Source organism: Pseudoleptotrichia sp., from assembly GCF_057270515.1.
The window spans coordinates 232,702-248,283 of sequence record NZ_DBHIXS010000001.1 but is presented as its reverse complement, the minus strand read 5'-3'; the positions used below and the strand labels follow the sequence as shown (position 1 = coordinate 248,283).

Here is a 15,582-nt window from a genome sequence, read left to right as displayed (position 1 = left end):
TTTTTCTATCTCAATAAAAAATAAAAATTATCTTTGAAATATAAATAATTTTTGAAATTATAAGTCATTTTTTTGAGTGATAAGTTTTAAAATATCCATTATTGGATAAAGAGCTTTATTAATTTTCGAGGGCAGATAAAATTTAAAATAAAAATTAAAGACGGTTGCGAGAACATAAAAAGTATTATATAATATAAAATAAAAAGTAAAAATGAATGGAGAAGAAAAATTATGTCTGAAAAAAAAGTTAGAGTAAGAATAGCCCCGTCTCCTACAGGGGACCCTCACGTGGGTACTGCATATATAGGGTTGTTCAACTATGTTTTTGCGAAACACAATGGAGGGGATTTCCTGCTTAGAATAGAAGATACTGACAGGACGAGGTTTTCCGAAACTTCGGAGCAGCAGATATTTGACATGATGAAATGGCTGGGACTGAACTATGATGAAGGGCCTGATATAGGAGGAGATAGAGGTCCATACAGACAGTCTGAAAGATTTTCCATATACAAGGAATACGCAGAAAAATTAGTGGAAAAAGGAGAAGCATATTACTGTTTCTGTACTTCCGAAAGATTGCAGAAATTGAGAGAAAGACAGATTGCTATGAAACAGGCACCGGGATATGACGGTCATTGCAGAAATCTTTCAAAAGAAGAAGTCGAAGCCAAACTTGCAGCGGGAGAACCTTATGTAATAAGACTTAAAATGCCTTATGAAGGTGAAACGATAGTTCATGACGGTCTGAGAGGGGATATAGTATTTGAAAATAGTAAAATAGATGACCAAGTATTATTAAAATCTGACGGATTTCCAACTTATCATTTGGCAAATATAGTAGATGACCATTTAATGGGAATAACTCATGTAATAAGAGCTGAAGAGTGGATTGCTTCCACTCCTAAACATGTCCAGCTGTATAAAGCATTTGGCTGGGAAGAACCCGAGTGGTATCATATGCCTTTACTAAGAAATGCGGACAAGACTAAAATATCCAAAAGAAAAAATCCCGTATCAATGAACTATTACATTGATGAGGGATATTTAAAAGAAGGGTTACTCAATTTCCTTGCATTAATGGGTTGGAGCTTTGGAGGAGATAAGGAAATATTTACTGTAAAAGAAATGATAGATAATTTTTCTTTTGATAAAATCTCCCTTGGAGGACCTGTGTTTGACCTTGCAAAATTAGGTTGGGTAAATAATCAGCATATGAGACTGAAAGATTTGGATGAACTCACAAAACTTGCAATTCCTTATTTTGTAAGAGCAGGTTATTACAATAATGAGGATTTATCCGAAGAAGAATATTGTAAATTGAAAAGGATAGTAGAGATTTCAAGGGAAGGAGCTCATACTTTAAAAGAACTGCCTGAAATAGCTTCCATATACTTTGAAGATAAATTTGAGTTACCTGCCATAGAAGAAGGAATGAATAAAAAAGAGAGGAAATCTGTTGAAAAATTACGTTCTTCTTTGGAAACGGAAACAGGAAAAAAATCAATAGAATTATTTATAGAAAAAATAAATAAGCTGAATGAAAACATTAGTGAAGAAGAAGCAAAAAAAGTTCTTAATGAGTTGCAGGATGAACTGGGAGAAGGTCCGGCAGCTGTGATTATGCCGTTGAGAGCCGTAATTACAGGAAAATCAAGAGGAGCTGATTTGTACACGGTAATAGCGATAATCGGTAAGGAAAGAACATTAAACAGAATAAAAAATATAATAAAATAATGTGTTGGTATAATAAATTTTGTAGAAGAGGGCAATATTAAATTGTAAAATTTAATATTGTTTTTTTTTTGGAAAAAATCAATTTCTTTAAAAATTCTTCATATAAAACCTCGTAATATCAAAGTTGAAAAATCAATAAAATATATCGTTTAACATCGTATTAATTGATAAAAAGTTTAAGATTGCTAATTTAAAATGGGAAACAGAAAACAAGAAATAGAAAAATAGGTAACTGATAATAATTTCTTGTTATTAGTATTATTTAAACAAATAATAAAATTGCGAGGTGAAAATTTTGTTAAGTATTGGATACAAAGAAATTGATATATTGCGTGAAATTATGAATTTTAAAATAGTTGATAAAAATAGAATAACAGATAATTATGACCTCAGCAAAACCGAATTATCTGATATTATCAAAAAGTTGAACAATTTACTTGAATGGAGTAAATTAAATTCTCTTATCAGTAAAAGAGGGTATATACTTTTTAATAATGAAAGAAATGAACATAAACTCAGAATGGATGGCATCGTAAAATTTAAAAACAGCATAAGAAGAGAAATGATTTATCTGTTTCTTTTATTAAGTGAAAAACATTTTAATATAACAAAGTTTACTTTAAAACTGAAACTTAGTGAGTATGACAGAAAATATGTAAGAAGAGATATAAAGACTGTGCTGGAAACGTTAAATATAGATTATTCGGAATATAGAGAATTTAAAAATCCGTTAGAAATAATCAAAAGAAAAATAGAAAATTTTGAAATGACGAGAAAAAACTATATCAAAAATCTTTTAATAAAAAGATTTGAAAGAGGATATCTACATAAAACAAAAAATTATGAAGAAAATAATATAGATGTAGAGGAATTATTGTTTGAAATAATGGAAGAAGAACTTAAAATAAAAGATATAAAATATATATTCAGAAATTTTCAGAATTTTTATGAAAGTTACGGTAAATTATTTTCAGTTGATGAAAAATATGATTTTTTCACTTATTTTGTTTTAAGTTTATATAATGAAAAGGAAAATGTAAGAAAAAGAATAACTTCAAAAAGCGTAAAAATGAAAGAAGATAAAGATTATATACTGTTATCGGAAATGCTGGATAAAATTTCCAGAAATGAAAATATCAGAATATATTCATATTTCAGATTGAAATTATACAAACTTTTATTGAAAAAAGAAAAAGAAAATTTTAATATGAAAAATATAAAATCAAGGGAAATATTATATAACAGCGATATTTCAAATGAAAAAGCGACAGGAGAATATGTATATCAGATTGCAGAAGAAACTGGAAATACACAAGTTCCTGAAAATATAGAAAAAAGAAAGACTATATTAGCCATAGATATGGAATATAGTGAAATGGTAAAAAGTAGAAAGAATATAAAGACTTTATTTGAGATAGCGGATATAGTCGAAACTGTAAATCTGGAAAATTTAAACAAAAAACTTAATAATAGCGATAATGATGATATTGAACAGGTATTTTTATTATCTACAGGGGAAGTTCAAAATTTAATAGATAATTATTCCAATATTCCGATTTATTTTTTCAGAATCGGTAAAGAAAACAGATTTGGAAGAAAAATAGGAAAACTGAAAAGAAGATCGGATTTCAAGAAACAATTGGATGAAATCAATAAAATGATAATGGAATATGATAAATATAAATAAAAAATAGCTTATAAATTATAGTTATATATAAGAGAAAGGAGTTTTTATAAAATAATATTCTATAAAATAATAATTGGGGGAGGATGAGAATGGAACAAGGCAGGCTAAAATTTGACAGGCATATTTATGTATTAAAAAATGTCAAAAATTGTACAGAAATAAAAGAAAAAGCTGCAAAATTTATTTGTAATAATGATGTTACAGGAAAAACGTCCATTAGAAGAGGAAAAAGAGAAATGACGATAGATCTTGGGAAAATAAAATTTGTAGTTTGTCCTATTAAAAATAAAAGTTACAAGGAAGAGATTAAAATTGTAAAAACTGAAAAAATTATAGATTACGGAAAAATTAAAATAGATAAAAAAATGGAACAGTTTAAAACAGATTTATGTTTTATAATTTGTTATTCTTCAAATAAAAGGTTTAATTTTATTTTTGAAGAACTGATAGACCATATAGTGGGAAAAATAGATATTTACAGTAAATTGTAAAATATTAAAATAAAACTGAAATCATTTCAAAAATAAAAAATAGAGTGAAAAAATATAGTAAAGTATATATTTATTTCACTCTTATTTCAAATTTATTTGTTTTTGGGATGATTTTTTATATTGAATTATTTATTCCCCCATTATCAGTACATTAATTTTTCTTGTTCTTTCCCTTAGCTGGTCCCAGTCGGCAAAATATATTTTTCCTAATGAACCTAATCTCATTTTTCCGTCTTTTATAATAAAAGTCAGGGAATTATTTCCAAAAATAGAAGACCTGATATGGGCATCTGTATTCAACATTGTCCATTTTTCCTGAGGATAATTAGGGTCTACTAATCCTATACCAAATTCAATATGCTCAGGTCCCGGACTGAAATATTGTGTTTCAGTATTACATTTAGGTACTATTCTGTCCATAATATTATTTATATCTATTTGTATATATTCATCTCCGTAATAGTTTTTATCGTGCATATATTCTTCAAAGAATAATGAACATGTTGTATGGGAACTGCTCAAAACTGCAATCCCGTTTTTTATTCCCGATTTCTCAATAATTTCTTCCGTTTCTTTCGTAAGGCAGTGATAAGAAACTCTGTTTGATACGGTTCTGACTGTTATATCATCATGTGTAAATTTCATTTTTATTTCCTTTCCTGATAACCTTTAATCAAAGATATTACCATTTTTTCAATCATTTCTTCAGGATTGTCTGCTGAAACTATCCCGCTGGTACAGCCTGTAGCATCCGCACCTCTCAATATTATATTGTAAACATCTTCGGGAGTAGTTACTCCTGCCGCCTGCATTACATATATCTCGGGGTCAATAGTTCTTATTATTGTACTGCTTTCATCTATATAATCGTTCCCGCTCGTAATTCCTGTTCCGATTAATTCGGTAGGCTCACACAGTATGGAAAATGGATGTAAACCTGCTACATATTTTACATCATCGTAGGTACTTGCACAGACTATTGTTTTAAGTCCTAATTCCTTTGCTCTCTGTATAGTCGATTCAAGTTTTTCATTTTCGACTTTGTGTTCCGCATGATTTAATACAACAGCTTTAACTCCTGAGTCAACTAATATTTCACCTACAATATGACCCATACCTCTTCCGATTTTAGTATCGTCCATATGCTGTGCGGTCAGAAAAATATTTTTAGTCATTTTATTAATATTTTGAAGTTCTACAAAAGGAGCTGTAAAATATATCTCTACATTGTATTTATCGGCTACTTCATCGGCTTTTAAAGCTAATGAATATAATTTTTTGCCATATAAATACGATTTCGGATTTACAACAAAAAATGGTTTTTTCATTATTTCACCTTCTTTGTTTCAAAGACTTTAAAATAATGTCTTAATTTGTTTTTTATAGCTTCCCGCATATTATATTTGTTTTCAAAATAACCTAATTCGGAGTTATTTGCATTTTGTGCAGCCACTATAAAATCTGTATAAATATTTATTTTATTGATTCCATATTTGACACATTTATTCAGATTTTCATCTCCTGATGAGGACCCTCCGTGTAAAACGAGAGGAATATTTAATTCGTTTCTTATTTCCTTTAATCTTTCAAAATTTATTTTAGGCTCTCCGGAATAGTTACCATGTACTGTCCCTATGGAAACTGCAAGAGAATCTGTATTCGTAAGTTCAGCAAAACTCAGTGCTTCTTCTTTACTTGTGTAAATGCTGTCATCATCTGAAGAACAGGAAAGACCGACTAATTCTCCGCTTCCGACATGCCCTATTTCCGACTCGACAAATATACCTTTACTGTGAGCGAGCTTTACTACATCTTTAGTCAAACTGACATTTTTATCAAAAGGTAAGCTTGAGCCGTCTATCATAATGGAATCAAAACCAAGCTGAACGGCCTTATTTATAATTTCGGAACTTTGCCCATGATCCAAATGTATAACTGCATTTAAGTTGAATTTTTTGATATAATATTCAGCGAGCAAAAATGCTTCTTCCAGATCAATATATGTCAAATGGGCTTCGGCTATTGAAAAAATTATCGGTAATTTTGTTTCATCGGCAACTTCAGCATAGGCTCGTACAGTTTCAAGATCTATAAAATTGACTGACGGAATGGCAAATTTTTCTTTCATTGCCGCTTCAAACATTTTTGACATCTTATTTTCCATATAATCAACCTTCTATCTCTTTTTTAATTCTTTCGTACATTTCTTCAGTTCCTACGCCTGTCAAAAGGGCAATCCCGTTTATTACTCTGTCTTTATAGTTATCGGGAACCAAAGTAGTCGATATTATTATGTCATAATCATCAAATCTGTTTATTTCTTCAGCAATTTTTCCCTGATATATTTTAACCTGACTGCTCAAACTATTAGCTTCCAGCCAATTCTTGATTTTTCCTATAACTACCGTGGACGTTGCGATACCTGTACCACATACAATTAACATTTTTTTCATATCTACTTTTTACCTCCTTTAATTTTTGACTGATAAATCAGCAATCCTAACATCAATAATCCAAAACCTATTACTCCGACATATGCAATATGTTTACCGAAAAATACAAATAATGCTGTCGGCCATAATGAACCGTCTGCTAAAGATGAAATGTTTACATTTCCATTGAAATCAAATTTAGCATTTTCCGCCATTTTAGTAAATAATGGAGAAATCCATGTTGCAATATATAGACCTAATCCCATATATAAAGTTCCGCCTATTACCGTTCTGATAATATTTCCTCTAAATACTGCCGCCATTAGACAGACAAGAAACGGGATTGTCGCCAAATCTCCAAAAGGCAATACTCTGTTTCCGGGAAGGATAACTGCCAAGAAAATTGTTATAGGAACAAGTATCAGCGATGAAGCTAAAACTGCCGGATGTCCGACTGATAGTGCTGAATCCATTCCAATATAAATATCCCTTGTCGGAAAACGTTTTTTTATAAATTCACTTGCAGACTCCGATATAGGTTCGAGGCCTTCCATTAATAATGAAACCATTCTCGGCATTAGCATCATCACTGCCGCTGTTTTCATACTTAAATTCAATGTATCGCTGGTATTATATCCCGCAAGAACTCCCATAATCAGACCTATTATCAATCCCATAATTGTAGAATCTCCAAATAATCCCAATTTTTTCTGAATTTTTTCAGGACTTACATCCCAGTCTTTAAATCCGGGTATTCTATCGAAAATATAATTTAAAGGTTTGGCTATAACGTATCCGGGTGCACTTGTACCATGAGGGAAAGTGATGTTTGGAAATCCGTAAAATTCGGATATTGCAGGCTCCATATAATCCGCTACCCAGAATATAAACAGATAATAGACAACTATTGTTAAAGCACTTAAAATAAAATTATCAGTCGTTGCATAAATAATAGACCCTATAAAAGCTCCGTGCCAAAAATTCCATAAGTCTATGTCTAAAGTTTTTGTCAGACCGAATACCAGTAGTATTATGTTGACAATTATTCCCAAAGGAATTGCAAAAGAACCTAAAGCTGTGCTATATGCAATTGCTGATGTAGCAGGCCATCCGACATCGAGAACGTCCAATTGAAAACCGAAATTCTTAATCATTCCTTGGGCAGCTTCTCCCAATGACCCGACTAACAGCCCTATTACAAGATTTAATCCTATAAATCCTATTCCTATTGTTATCCCTGCTTTAATAGCTCTTGAGGGCTTTGTTCCTAAAATAAGGGCAAACAGTATTAATAATACAGGTACCATTACTGTTGCTCCCAAATTGATAAACCATTGCAAAATAACCATAAATATTCCTCCTAATTATATATATTTTTTAAATCATTTACATCTTTTGCCTTTATGACTTCATCATAAAATTTTTTCTCGCTGATTATTGCTATCAGTTTTTCCAATATTTCAGTCTGTTCGTTTCCATTTTTAACGAGCAGCATTATAAACAGTTTGACAGGTATTTCTTTGTTGGATACAACTTCTTTATATTTGATTTCCTTTTTTAACCTTACTATTACTGTTTTCTGGACAAGTACATGTTCTGCATCCGTATGTGGCAGTGCTATGTTATATCCGTCAAATTCAAAACCTGTAGGATATTTTTTTTCCCTTTCTATAATTGCATCTAAATAACTTTCTTTTACATATCCTTTTTTTTTGAATATTTCTGCCATTTTTGTAAATAATTCAGTATGATCTTTAGCTTCAATATCCAGATATATATTTTCTTTTTCAAACATTGCTCTATCCTTTCTTTAACTCATTAAATAGTTAATAATTGAAATTTTGTTTTTTTCTTTCATCATTTTTTTAAATTGAACTCGGAATACTTTATTTATTACGTTGCTTATTTTGTTACTGATATTCTTTTCATCTTTGATTACAAATGATACGACCGTATCTATTTTTTCTTTAGTGTCATTTATTATTACAGGATTTTTAAGTTTTAATATTGAAACACCGTTTTTATATACATTTCCTTTATTTCTTGTATGAGGTAATATCACACCGTTATATCTGATTATATGCTGATGATTATTTGCAAAAATATCTAATACTTCTTTAGTATACGTAGCGTCCGTATATTCCCCTTCAAGACTTTTACAACATTTCTCTATTGCATCGGTAATATCGGCTGCTTCATAATCAAAAATAATGTTTTTAGGTAATAACACATCTTCATTTCCTATAAATTCACTCACATCGTTTATTATCCTGTCATTAAAATTAGTCATCAGATTTTCAATCAGAGCGTTTCTGTTATCAATCCTGCAATTTTGAGATATTACTTCGATAAGATTTGATAAATTAATCTTATTATTATTTGTTCTGAAACCTAAGGAAGCTAATTTTTGCTTATCCTCAAGGCTTAATATTGTGTTTATCTTAATTATTTTTTTGCCCTTATATTCATTTTCATTAATATCCGTTGTTGTTAAAATATATTTGATGTTCTTATGTTCTTTGAGAACGGAAGGCATTTTATATAAAGGACCTATATAAACTACATTAATTAAAAATTTGCTCTTAATGTTGTCAATCAGTATTTTATTACTTCCCGGACCCAAAGATGTTATTATTACGACTTCTATAGGCTCGGACTTTAATTTATTTATTCTTTCAATTGAAGCCAAAAAATGAATTTTTAAAAGATGAATTTCATCATTTTCGATTTTATTTCCCAGCAGTTGAGTTATTAGTTCCAAAGAATTTTTAATGATAAGGTATAGTTCATCTTCTTCTTTTTCACCTATAATTTCCTCTTTTTTTAATTTATATCCTTTCTGAGTTCTATATATCAGCGCTTTGAGGTGCTGTATGAGAAATTCTTCCAATAATTTATCTTTGGATATTTGTATAGATATTTTATTTTCTACAGTTTTTATTATGTTTTTAACTAATACTTCAACATTTAACCAATCTTGATAAAAATCTTCATAATTTTCATACGATTTTATCCATGCTACTAAATTGGATATTTTATCTATTTTATGAATACTCAGTTCCTTATATAATTTCAGTTTTTTTAAATTTTCAATGACATATTTTCTGTCAGATAAATTAAGTTCGTTATCGTTATTTTCATCGTCATCGTAAAAAATATTTACAATTTGAGAATAGAAATATTTATAATTTAAATCATCCAGCTTGATTTTGTTTTCATTGATAATATTATCTATAAATATTTTAATTTTTTTGAAATTATTTTCGCTGATTGACCTAAATATAATTTCTTTTACTTTACTGGAATATTCGTTGGAGTCATTTTTGAGTAATAATTCCAGCTGCTCTGACAAAATAAAAATTTTGTATTTTTTTATGTTTTCATTTTCCCCGATGATAACAAGCCCTTTATTATTGGCTATTTTTAATCCTCTGACATCGAGAATTCTGTTGATTTCTTTTATATCTGCATTAATAGTTATCCTCGTTAATTGAAATTTTTCTGCCAGAGATTTAATATTTATTTTTTCACCTGAAAACAGCAGATACATTTGAATTAATGACTGTCTTTTGTATTTATTTATAGGTTCCAGTTCCTTTATCATATCTAACAGTTTTGTCGAGCTGTTTTCCAGTATATATTTTCCTTTTCCTATCTTTCTTATCGGTTTTGTCTTAATAAACTCAAGCAGAGTGTTTATCTCATCAATATTGTATCTTATCATTCTCTCGGAAACGGAAAACTCTTTTGAAAGATCTGCAATATATACTGTCCTGTTATTATAAAATTTTTCTAAAATCTTTACTTCACGTTCGTTCAATATCATTTAAACACCTCCTCATATTGTAATATAGTAATATTTGTAGTCTGCATTATCGGAGATACTATTGATTTCTACTTTCTCCTTTCATATATTAAGTATATTTAAATAATCCCTGTTTTTCAATACTAAATTTACGGATTTTTTTTTGGAAATAAATTTTACATTATATGAATATAATTAAAATATGAATATGCAATATCTGATAAATCCTGTTTCAAAAATTTCGGAAATAGAATTTAACAAGTAAAAAGTATGTATTAAATAGGAAATGTATAAGTTGAGAAGCATATATGAACCGACTGCATTTATTTTCAGTTCTGATATCGTTATGAAAAAAATTAAATAAAAAAGCCTTGACAAAAAATAATTAAATATGATAAACTAACCAAGTAATGTGTGGGTGAATGTCCGAACGGCTAAGGGACCGGTCTTGAAAACCGGCAAGGCGAAAGCTCTCAGGGTTCGAATCCCTGTTCACCCGCCATATTAATTTAATATCGTGGAGAAGTGGCAGAGAGGCCGAATGCGCTCCCCTGCTAAGGGAGTATCCGAGCTAAAACTTGGATCGAGGGTTCAAATCCCTCCTTCTCCGCCATTTTTTTATAAAATGCATCCATAGCTCAATTGGATAGAGCGTCTGACTACGGATCAGAAGGTTGTGGGTTCAACTCCTGCTGGGTGCGCCATTTTTATTGGTAATAAACCGGAAAGTTGGTAATAGTATGGCAAATATTATAATTCCTGAAAATTATGACGCTAAATACGGTATAATGGAGACAGAGAGAGCCATAAAATTAATAAAAGATTTTTTTGAATCGGAGCTTGCTAAAGAGTTAAATCTTACAAGAATATCGGCTCCATTATTCGTAAAAAGGGTAACAGGGCTAAATGATAATCTGAACGGAGTTGAAAGACCTGTAAGTTTTGAAATGAAAGACTATGAGGGTGAAATTATCGAGATTATTCATTCACTGGCAAAATGGAAAAGATTGGCATTGAAAAGATACGGTATTCCAATACAGGAAGGTATCTATACTGATATGAATGCAATAAGACGTGATGAAGAACTTGATAATGTACATTCTATTTATGTAGACCAGTGGGATTGGGAAAAAGTTATAACAAAAGAAGAAAGAAATTTAGACTATTTAAAAGAAACGGTAGAAAAAATATATAAAGTATTTTTAAAAACGGAAGAAATGCTTGTAAATAAATATCCAAAATATAAGAAATTTTTGCCTGAAAAAGTTACATTTATAACTTCTCAGGAATTGGAAGACATATATCCTGATTTATCTGCCGAAGAAAGGGAAAATAAATTTGCCAAAGAAAAAGGTGCAATATTCATAATGCAGATAGGTAAAATTCTTAATTCGGGAGAAAAACACGACGGAAGAGCTCCTGACTATGATGACTGGGAGCTAAATGGAGACCTGATTATGTGGAATCCTGTCCTTGACAGAGCTTTGGAATTGTCCTCAATGGGAATAAGAGTAGATGAAAATTCTCTTTTAAAACAGCTCAAAATTTCCAATTTGGAAGAAAGAAAAGAACTTGAATATCATAAAATGCTGCTTAATGGAGAATTACCTCTGACAATAGGAGGAGGAATAGGTCAGTCAAGAATTTGTATGTTTTTATTGCAGAAAGCACATATTGGAGAAGTTCAGGCATCTATCTGGACGGACGATATGATAAAAATATGCGAAGAAAATGGAATAAATTTACTATAATTATAAATAATAGATTACTAAATAATAAAAATTATAAATAATGGAGCTATCTAAAAATAAATATTTTTTTATTATATTTATTGTGTTATTTTTTAGATAGTTCCATTTTATTATTTAAAAATTTATGATATAATTACTTAAAATAATAAATTTAAAAAGGAGAATTTTATGTTTTTGAAAAAGACAGACAGATTGGCATTAGTTGACTTTGAGAATAATCATATCAATTATACCGAATTGATAGAAAATATAAAATATTTTTCCGAAAATGTAATCGAGCTTGAGAAAAACAAATTCGGATTAATTGTAATGGAAAACAGAGTCGAATGGATTTACAGTTTTTTTGCAGTATGGGACAAAAAATCCGCTCCGATAACAATAGATGCAGGAAGTAATCCAAAAGAAATTTTATATGTTCTCGAAGATTCCAATCCTGAAATAATTATATGTTCAAATGAAACAGAAAAAAATATCTCTGAAGCAGTTTCATTATATGTCTCAAAAGATAAAATAAAAATAATAAATGTTGATAATTATTCAATTGATAATAAAAAACTGGAAGCTATAAAAAACAAGGAATTTACTCTGGACAATCCTGAAGATGAGGATACGGCGGTAATGCTCTATACTTCCGGAACAACGGGGCAGCCTAAAGGAGTAATGCTTACATACAGAAATTTAAACTCTGAAATGGACGGAATATTTGCAAAAAATATATTTACGTACAGAGATCAGATACTTGCATTGCTTCCTTTTCACCATATATTACCTTTGACTGCGACTGTCCTGCTTATGTTGAGGGAGCAGACATCAATAGTGTTTGTTGAGAAAGTTGCAAGCAAGGAAATCCTTGAAGCATTAAGCAAAAACAGGGTTACTGCACTTGTAGGAGTTCCGAGAGTTTTCAAATTATTTTATGACGGAATAAAACAGCAGATAGATTCTAAATTTATAACAAGACTTATATATAAAATTATGAGTAAAATAAAGTCATTTAAATTAAGAAGAAAAGTATTTAAAAAAGTTCATGATAAATTTGGAGGACATCTTAATTTTATTGTTTCGGGAGGAGCCAAACTCGATGCTGAAATTGCCGAATTTTATGAAGTCTTGGGGATATATTCGCTGGAAGGATACGGATTGACTGAAACTTCGCCGGTAATAGCGGTAAATTCTCAAAAAGAAAGAAAAATAGGAACAGTTGGAAAAAAACTCGAAAATATTGAAGTAAAAGTAGTAGATGAGGAATTATGGGTAAAAGGACCTATAGTTATGAAAGGTTATTACAATAAACCTGAAAAAACGGCAGAAGTCATAACGGAAGACGGCTGGTTCAAGACAGGCGATCTTGCAGATATTGATGACGAAGGATACATTACAATACGGGGAAGAAAAAACAGTATGATTGTTCTTTCAAATGGAAAAAATATTGACCCTGAAACTATTGAAAATAAAGTTATAGCTAAGAGCAATTATTTAATAAAGGAAATAGGAGTATTCGGTTATAATGACAAAATAGCCGCAATCATAGTTCCTGAATTACTGGAATTTAGAAAAAAAGGAATTACAAATATAAAAGCATATATAAAAAATGTGATAGAAGACTACAATCTGACAGTTCACAATCATGAAAAAATACTGGATTATAAGCTTTATGAAGAGGAACTGCCTAAAACAAGAGTAGGAAAAGTAAGAAGGTTTATGCTTCCGAATTTATATGAAAAAAATGTTACTGAAAAGAAAAAAGTCGAAGAACCTGATACGGAAGTTTATAGAATATTGAAAGAATATATAAAAAAATTGAAAGGTGTAGAGCCGTTACCTGAAGAAAATTTGGAGCTGGAAATAGGAATGGACTCACTGGATATAGTGGAACTATTTGCATATATTGAAAACAGCTTTGGAATAAAACTGAATGAGGAACAATTTTCTGAAATGTCAAATTTGAAAGCATTGTCGGAATATATTAATGAAAAGGCCACTAAAATAGAAGATTCTGAAGTCGACTGGAAAAAGATAATAGCCGAAGCTCCTGCTGTTGAAGAAAGAAACCGTTGGATTACTAAAGTGCTAAGACCTTTATTGGATGTAGCATTAAAAGTATATTTCAGACTAAAAAGAGTCAACAGGGACAGTATAATTGCAGAACAGCAAATATTTGTTTCAAATCATCAGAGTTTTATTGATTCACTCGTTCTGGGAAGTCTGTTGCCGCATAAAATACTGTATAATACGATGTTTTTAGCTATAGACTGGTATTTTAAAAAAGGACTTATGAAATTACTTGTAAGCAATGGAAATGTTGTTCTGATAGATATAAATAAAAATATTAAAAAAAGTGTTGAGGAAATAGCTGCTCATGTAAAAGCCGGAAAAAATGTTCTTATATTTCCTGAAGGAGCGAGAACAAAAGACGGAAAAGTAGGAAAATTCAAAAAAGTTTTCGCTATAATTGCAAAAGAATTGAACATAGATATACAATGTTTAGGTATAAAAGGCGGATTTGAAGCATATTCAAGATTTATGAAATTTCCTAAACCTAAGAAAATAGAAGTGGCAGCATTGGAAAGATTTAAGCCCGAAGGAACATATGATGAAATAGTGCAAAAAGCTGAAAATATTATAAGAGAATATGTCGAAGGAAATAAAAAAGAAAATTAAAATTTTATATACAAAAAACTATTAATCAAAAATTAACTTGAATTTTTCTGAAAAATTTTATAAAATGATTAGGTGCTTAAGATAGAAAATGTATCAAAAAGCACCTAATCAAAAAATAAAATATAAAAAAGTCCTTGACAAATCCGTAGAAAAAATATATAATCTACCTTGTCAGTGTGATTGAGGATTATGCCTTGGTGGCGAAATCGGTAGACGCACAGGACTTAAAATCCTGTGGTAATTATTACCGTGCCGGTTCAAGTCCGGCCCGAGGCACCACTAGATTTTAGAAAATGATGATTAGTAAATGATGCAAATCATAATTTTGCGGGAGTAACTCAGTTGGTAGAGTGTCAGCCTTCCAAGCTGAATGTCGCGAGTTCGACCCTCGTCTCCCGCTCCATTATGAGCCATTAGCTCAGTCGGTAGAGCACATGACTTTTAATCATGGTGTCACTGGTTCGATTCCAGTATGGCTCACCATTACCAGTTTATTATGATGCGTGCCTGTAGCTCAGTTGGATAGAGCAACGGCCTTCTAAGCCGTGGGCCAGGAGTTCGAATCTCTTCAGGCACGCCATATGGATCCATAGCTCAGCTGGTTAGAGCACTCGGCTCATAACCGAGCGGTCGCTGGTTCAAGTCCAGCTGGATCCACCATCATGCGCCCTTCGTCTAGTGGTTAGGACATCGGGTTTTCATCCCGGCAACAGGAGTTCGATCCTCCTAGGGCGTACCATTATTAAGTTTGCTACCATAATTGTTGTTGTGGTATTTTTTTTAGAAAAAGTTTTTTATAATAGAGTACCTTCGGGTGAATGTCCGAATGGCTAAGGGGTCGGTCTCGAAAACCGATAAAGCTGATATAAGCTCTCAGGGTTCGAGTCCCTGTTCACCCGCCATTTAATTAAAAATATAATTAAAATTATGCCTAGATAGCTCAGTCGGTAGAGCAAGGGACTGAAAATCCCTGTGTCCGTGGTTCGATTCCGCGTCTGGGCACCATATATTTTCACTGACG

At 30.8% G+C, this 15,582-nt stretch carries 12 protein-coding genes and 11 tRNA genes; 16 read left to right on the top strand and 7 right to left on the bottom strand.

The features are described from left to right. The first annotated feature begins 231 nt into the window (after positions 1-231). The 3 genes from gltX (at position 232) to ACO5J6_RS01275 (ending at position 3,912) form a co-directional block, all read left to right on the top strand. A complete protein-coding gene (gltX, locus tag ACO5J6_RS01285) occupies positions 232-1,734 on the top strand; it encodes a glutamate--tRNA ligase (protein ID WP_485641547.1) in 1,503 nt (500 codons plus the stop codon). 295 nt (positions 1,735-2,029) lie between these two features. Further along, positions 2,030-3,421, top strand: a complete 1,392-nt coding sequence (locus ACO5J6_RS01280) for a hypothetical protein (RefSeq protein WP_485641546.1) — start codon at positions 2,030-2,032, stop codon at positions 3,419-3,421. 89 nt (positions 3,422-3,510) lie between these two features. Next, entirely contained in the window at positions 3,511-3,912 is a 402-nt protein-coding gene (locus ACO5J6_RS01275) for a hypothetical protein (protein ID WP_485641545.1), read from the top strand. A 129-nt stretch (positions 3,913-4,041) separates the two neighbouring features. Here the strand turns inward: ACO5J6_RS01275 and ACO5J6_RS01270 are convergent, their stop codons facing one another. From ACO5J6_RS01270 to ACO5J6_RS01240, 7 genes are read right to left on the bottom strand one after another with little or no spacing between them, the layout of a single operon-like run. Then, the gene (locus ACO5J6_RS01270) at positions 4,042-4,557 is read right to left on the bottom strand and encodes a YjbQ family protein (RefSeq protein ID WP_485641544.1); all 516 of its coding nucleotides are present in this window, start codon (positions 4,555-4,557) and stop codon (positions 4,042-4,044) included. Between the two features lie 2 nt (positions 4,558-4,559). Further along, complete coding sequence (locus ACO5J6_RS01265) at positions 4,560-5,240, bottom strand: triose-phosphate isomerase (RefSeq protein ID WP_485641543.1); 681 nt, start codon at positions 5,238-5,240, stop codon at positions 4,560-4,562. Beyond that, positions 5,240-6,076, bottom strand: a complete 837-nt coding sequence (locus ACO5J6_RS01260; protein ID WP_485641542.1) for a class II fructose-bisphosphate aldolase — start codon at positions 6,074-6,076, stop codon at positions 5,240-5,242. The genes ACO5J6_RS01265 and ACO5J6_RS01260 overlap by 1 nt, the downstream gene beginning before the upstream one ends. A gap of 4 nt (positions 6,077-6,080) precedes the next feature. After that, positions 6,081-6,365 (bottom strand): PTS sugar transporter subunit IIB, encoded by a 285-nt coding sequence (locus ACO5J6_RS01255; protein ID WP_485641541.1) that lies wholly within the window; start codon positions 6,363-6,365, stop codon positions 6,081-6,083. 2 nt (positions 6,366-6,367) lie between these two features. Further along, a complete protein-coding gene (locus ACO5J6_RS01250; protein WP_485641540.1) occupies positions 6,368-7,693 on the bottom strand; it encodes a PTS galactitol transporter subunit IIC in 1,326 nt (441 codons plus the stop codon). 11 nt (positions 7,694-7,704) lie between these two features. Then, entirely contained in the window at positions 7,705-8,139 is a 435-nt protein-coding gene (locus tag ACO5J6_RS01245) for a PTS sugar transporter subunit IIA (RefSeq protein WP_485641539.1), read from the bottom strand. A gap of 15 nt (positions 8,140-8,154) precedes the next feature. After that, positions 8,155-10,170 (bottom strand): PRD domain-containing protein, encoded by a 2,016-nt coding sequence (locus tag ACO5J6_RS01240; protein WP_485641538.1) that lies wholly within the window; start codon positions 10,168-10,170, stop codon positions 8,155-8,157. Positions 10,171-10,565: 395 nt separating this feature from the next. On the opposite strand from ACO5J6_RS01240, the gene ACO5J6_RS01235 reads away from it, so the two are divergent. From ACO5J6_RS01235 to ACO5J6_RS01175, 13 genes are all read left to right on the top strand, one after another. Further along, positions 10,566-10,651, top strand: a tRNA-Ser gene (locus tag ACO5J6_RS01235). A gap of 17 nt (positions 10,652-10,668) precedes the next feature. After that, positions 10,669-10,762, top strand: a tRNA-Ser gene (locus ACO5J6_RS01230). Between the two features lie 14 nt (positions 10,763-10,776). Next, a tRNA-Arg gene (locus ACO5J6_RS01225) sits at positions 10,777-10,853 on the top strand. Positions 10,854-10,889: 36 nt separating this feature from the next. Then, positions 10,890-11,900, top strand: a complete 1,011-nt coding sequence (gene asnA / locus ACO5J6_RS01220; RefSeq protein ID WP_485641537.1) for an aspartate--ammonia ligase — start codon at positions 10,890-10,892, stop codon at positions 11,898-11,900. Between the two features lie 168 nt (positions 11,901-12,068). After that, positions 12,069-14,561 (top strand): AMP-binding protein, encoded by a 2,493-nt coding sequence (locus tag ACO5J6_RS01215; protein WP_485641536.1) that lies wholly within the window; start codon positions 12,069-12,071, stop codon positions 14,559-14,561. 191 nt (positions 14,562-14,752) lie between these two features. Beyond that, positions 14,753-14,840, top strand: a tRNA-Leu gene (locus ACO5J6_RS01210). A gap of 48 nt (positions 14,841-14,888) precedes the next feature. Further along, positions 14,889-14,964, top strand: a tRNA-Gly gene (locus ACO5J6_RS01205). 4 nt (positions 14,965-14,968) lie between these two features. After that, positions 14,969-15,044: transfer RNA gene (locus ACO5J6_RS01200), tRNA-Lys, on the top strand. A 20-nt stretch (positions 15,045-15,064) separates the two neighbouring features. Next, positions 15,065-15,141, top strand: a tRNA-Arg gene (locus tag ACO5J6_RS01195). Between the two features lie 3 nt (positions 15,142-15,144). Continuing rightward, a tRNA-Ile gene (locus ACO5J6_RS01190) sits at positions 15,145-15,221 on the top strand. Positions 15,222-15,225: 4 nt separating this feature from the next. Next, positions 15,226-15,300, top strand: a tRNA-Glu gene (locus ACO5J6_RS01185). Between the two features lie 73 nt (positions 15,301-15,373). Continuing rightward, positions 15,374-15,463 (top strand) — tRNA-Ser (locus tag ACO5J6_RS01180). Positions 15,464-15,490: 27 nt separating this feature from the next. Then, positions 15,491-15,566, top strand: a tRNA-Phe gene (locus ACO5J6_RS01175). Positions 15,567-15,582 lie beyond the last annotated feature (16 nt).

Excerpts from the sequence above, each read along its gene's own strand:
- gltX (WP_485641547.1), top strand. The coding sequence starts at position 232 with ATGTCTGAAAAAAAAGTTAGAGTAAGAATAGCCCCGTCTCCTACAGGG.
- ACO5J6_RS01275 (WP_485641545.1), top strand. The coding sequence starts at position 3,511 with ATGGAACAAGGCAGGCTAAAATTTGACAGGCATATTTATGTATTAAAA.
- ACO5J6_RS01270 (WP_485641544.1), bottom strand. The coding sequence starts at position 4,557 with ATGAAATTTACACATGATGATATAACAGTCAGAACCGTATCAAACAGA.
- ACO5J6_RS01265 (WP_485641543.1), bottom strand. The coding sequence starts at position 5,240 with ATGAAAAAACCATTTTTTGTTGTAAATCCGAAATCGTATTTATATGGC.
- ACO5J6_RS01260 (WP_485641542.1), bottom strand. The coding sequence starts at position 6,076 with ATGGAAAATAAGATGTCAAAAATGTTTGAAGCGGCAATGAAAGAAAAA.
- ACO5J6_RS01255 (WP_485641541.1), bottom strand. The coding sequence starts at position 6,365 with ATGAAAAAAATGTTAATTGTATGTGGTACAGGTATCGCAACGTCCACG.
- ACO5J6_RS01250 (WP_485641540.1), bottom strand. The coding sequence starts at position 7,693 with ATGGTTATTTTGCAATGGTTTATCAATTTGGGAGCAACAGTAATGGTA.
- ACO5J6_RS01245 (WP_485641539.1), bottom strand. The coding sequence starts at position 8,139 with ATGTTTGAAAAAGAAAATATATATCTGGATATTGAAGCTAAAGATCAT.
- ACO5J6_RS01240 (WP_485641538.1), bottom strand. The coding sequence starts at position 10,170 with ATGATATTGAACGAACGTGAAGTAAAGATTTTAGAAAAATTTTATAAT.
- asnA (WP_485641537.1), top strand. The coding sequence starts at position 10,890 with ATGGCAAATATTATAATTCCTGAAAATTATGACGCTAAATACGGTATA.
- ACO5J6_RS01215 (WP_485641536.1), top strand. The coding sequence starts at position 12,069 with ATGTTTTTGAAAAAGACAGACAGATTGGCATTAGTTGACTTTGAGAAT.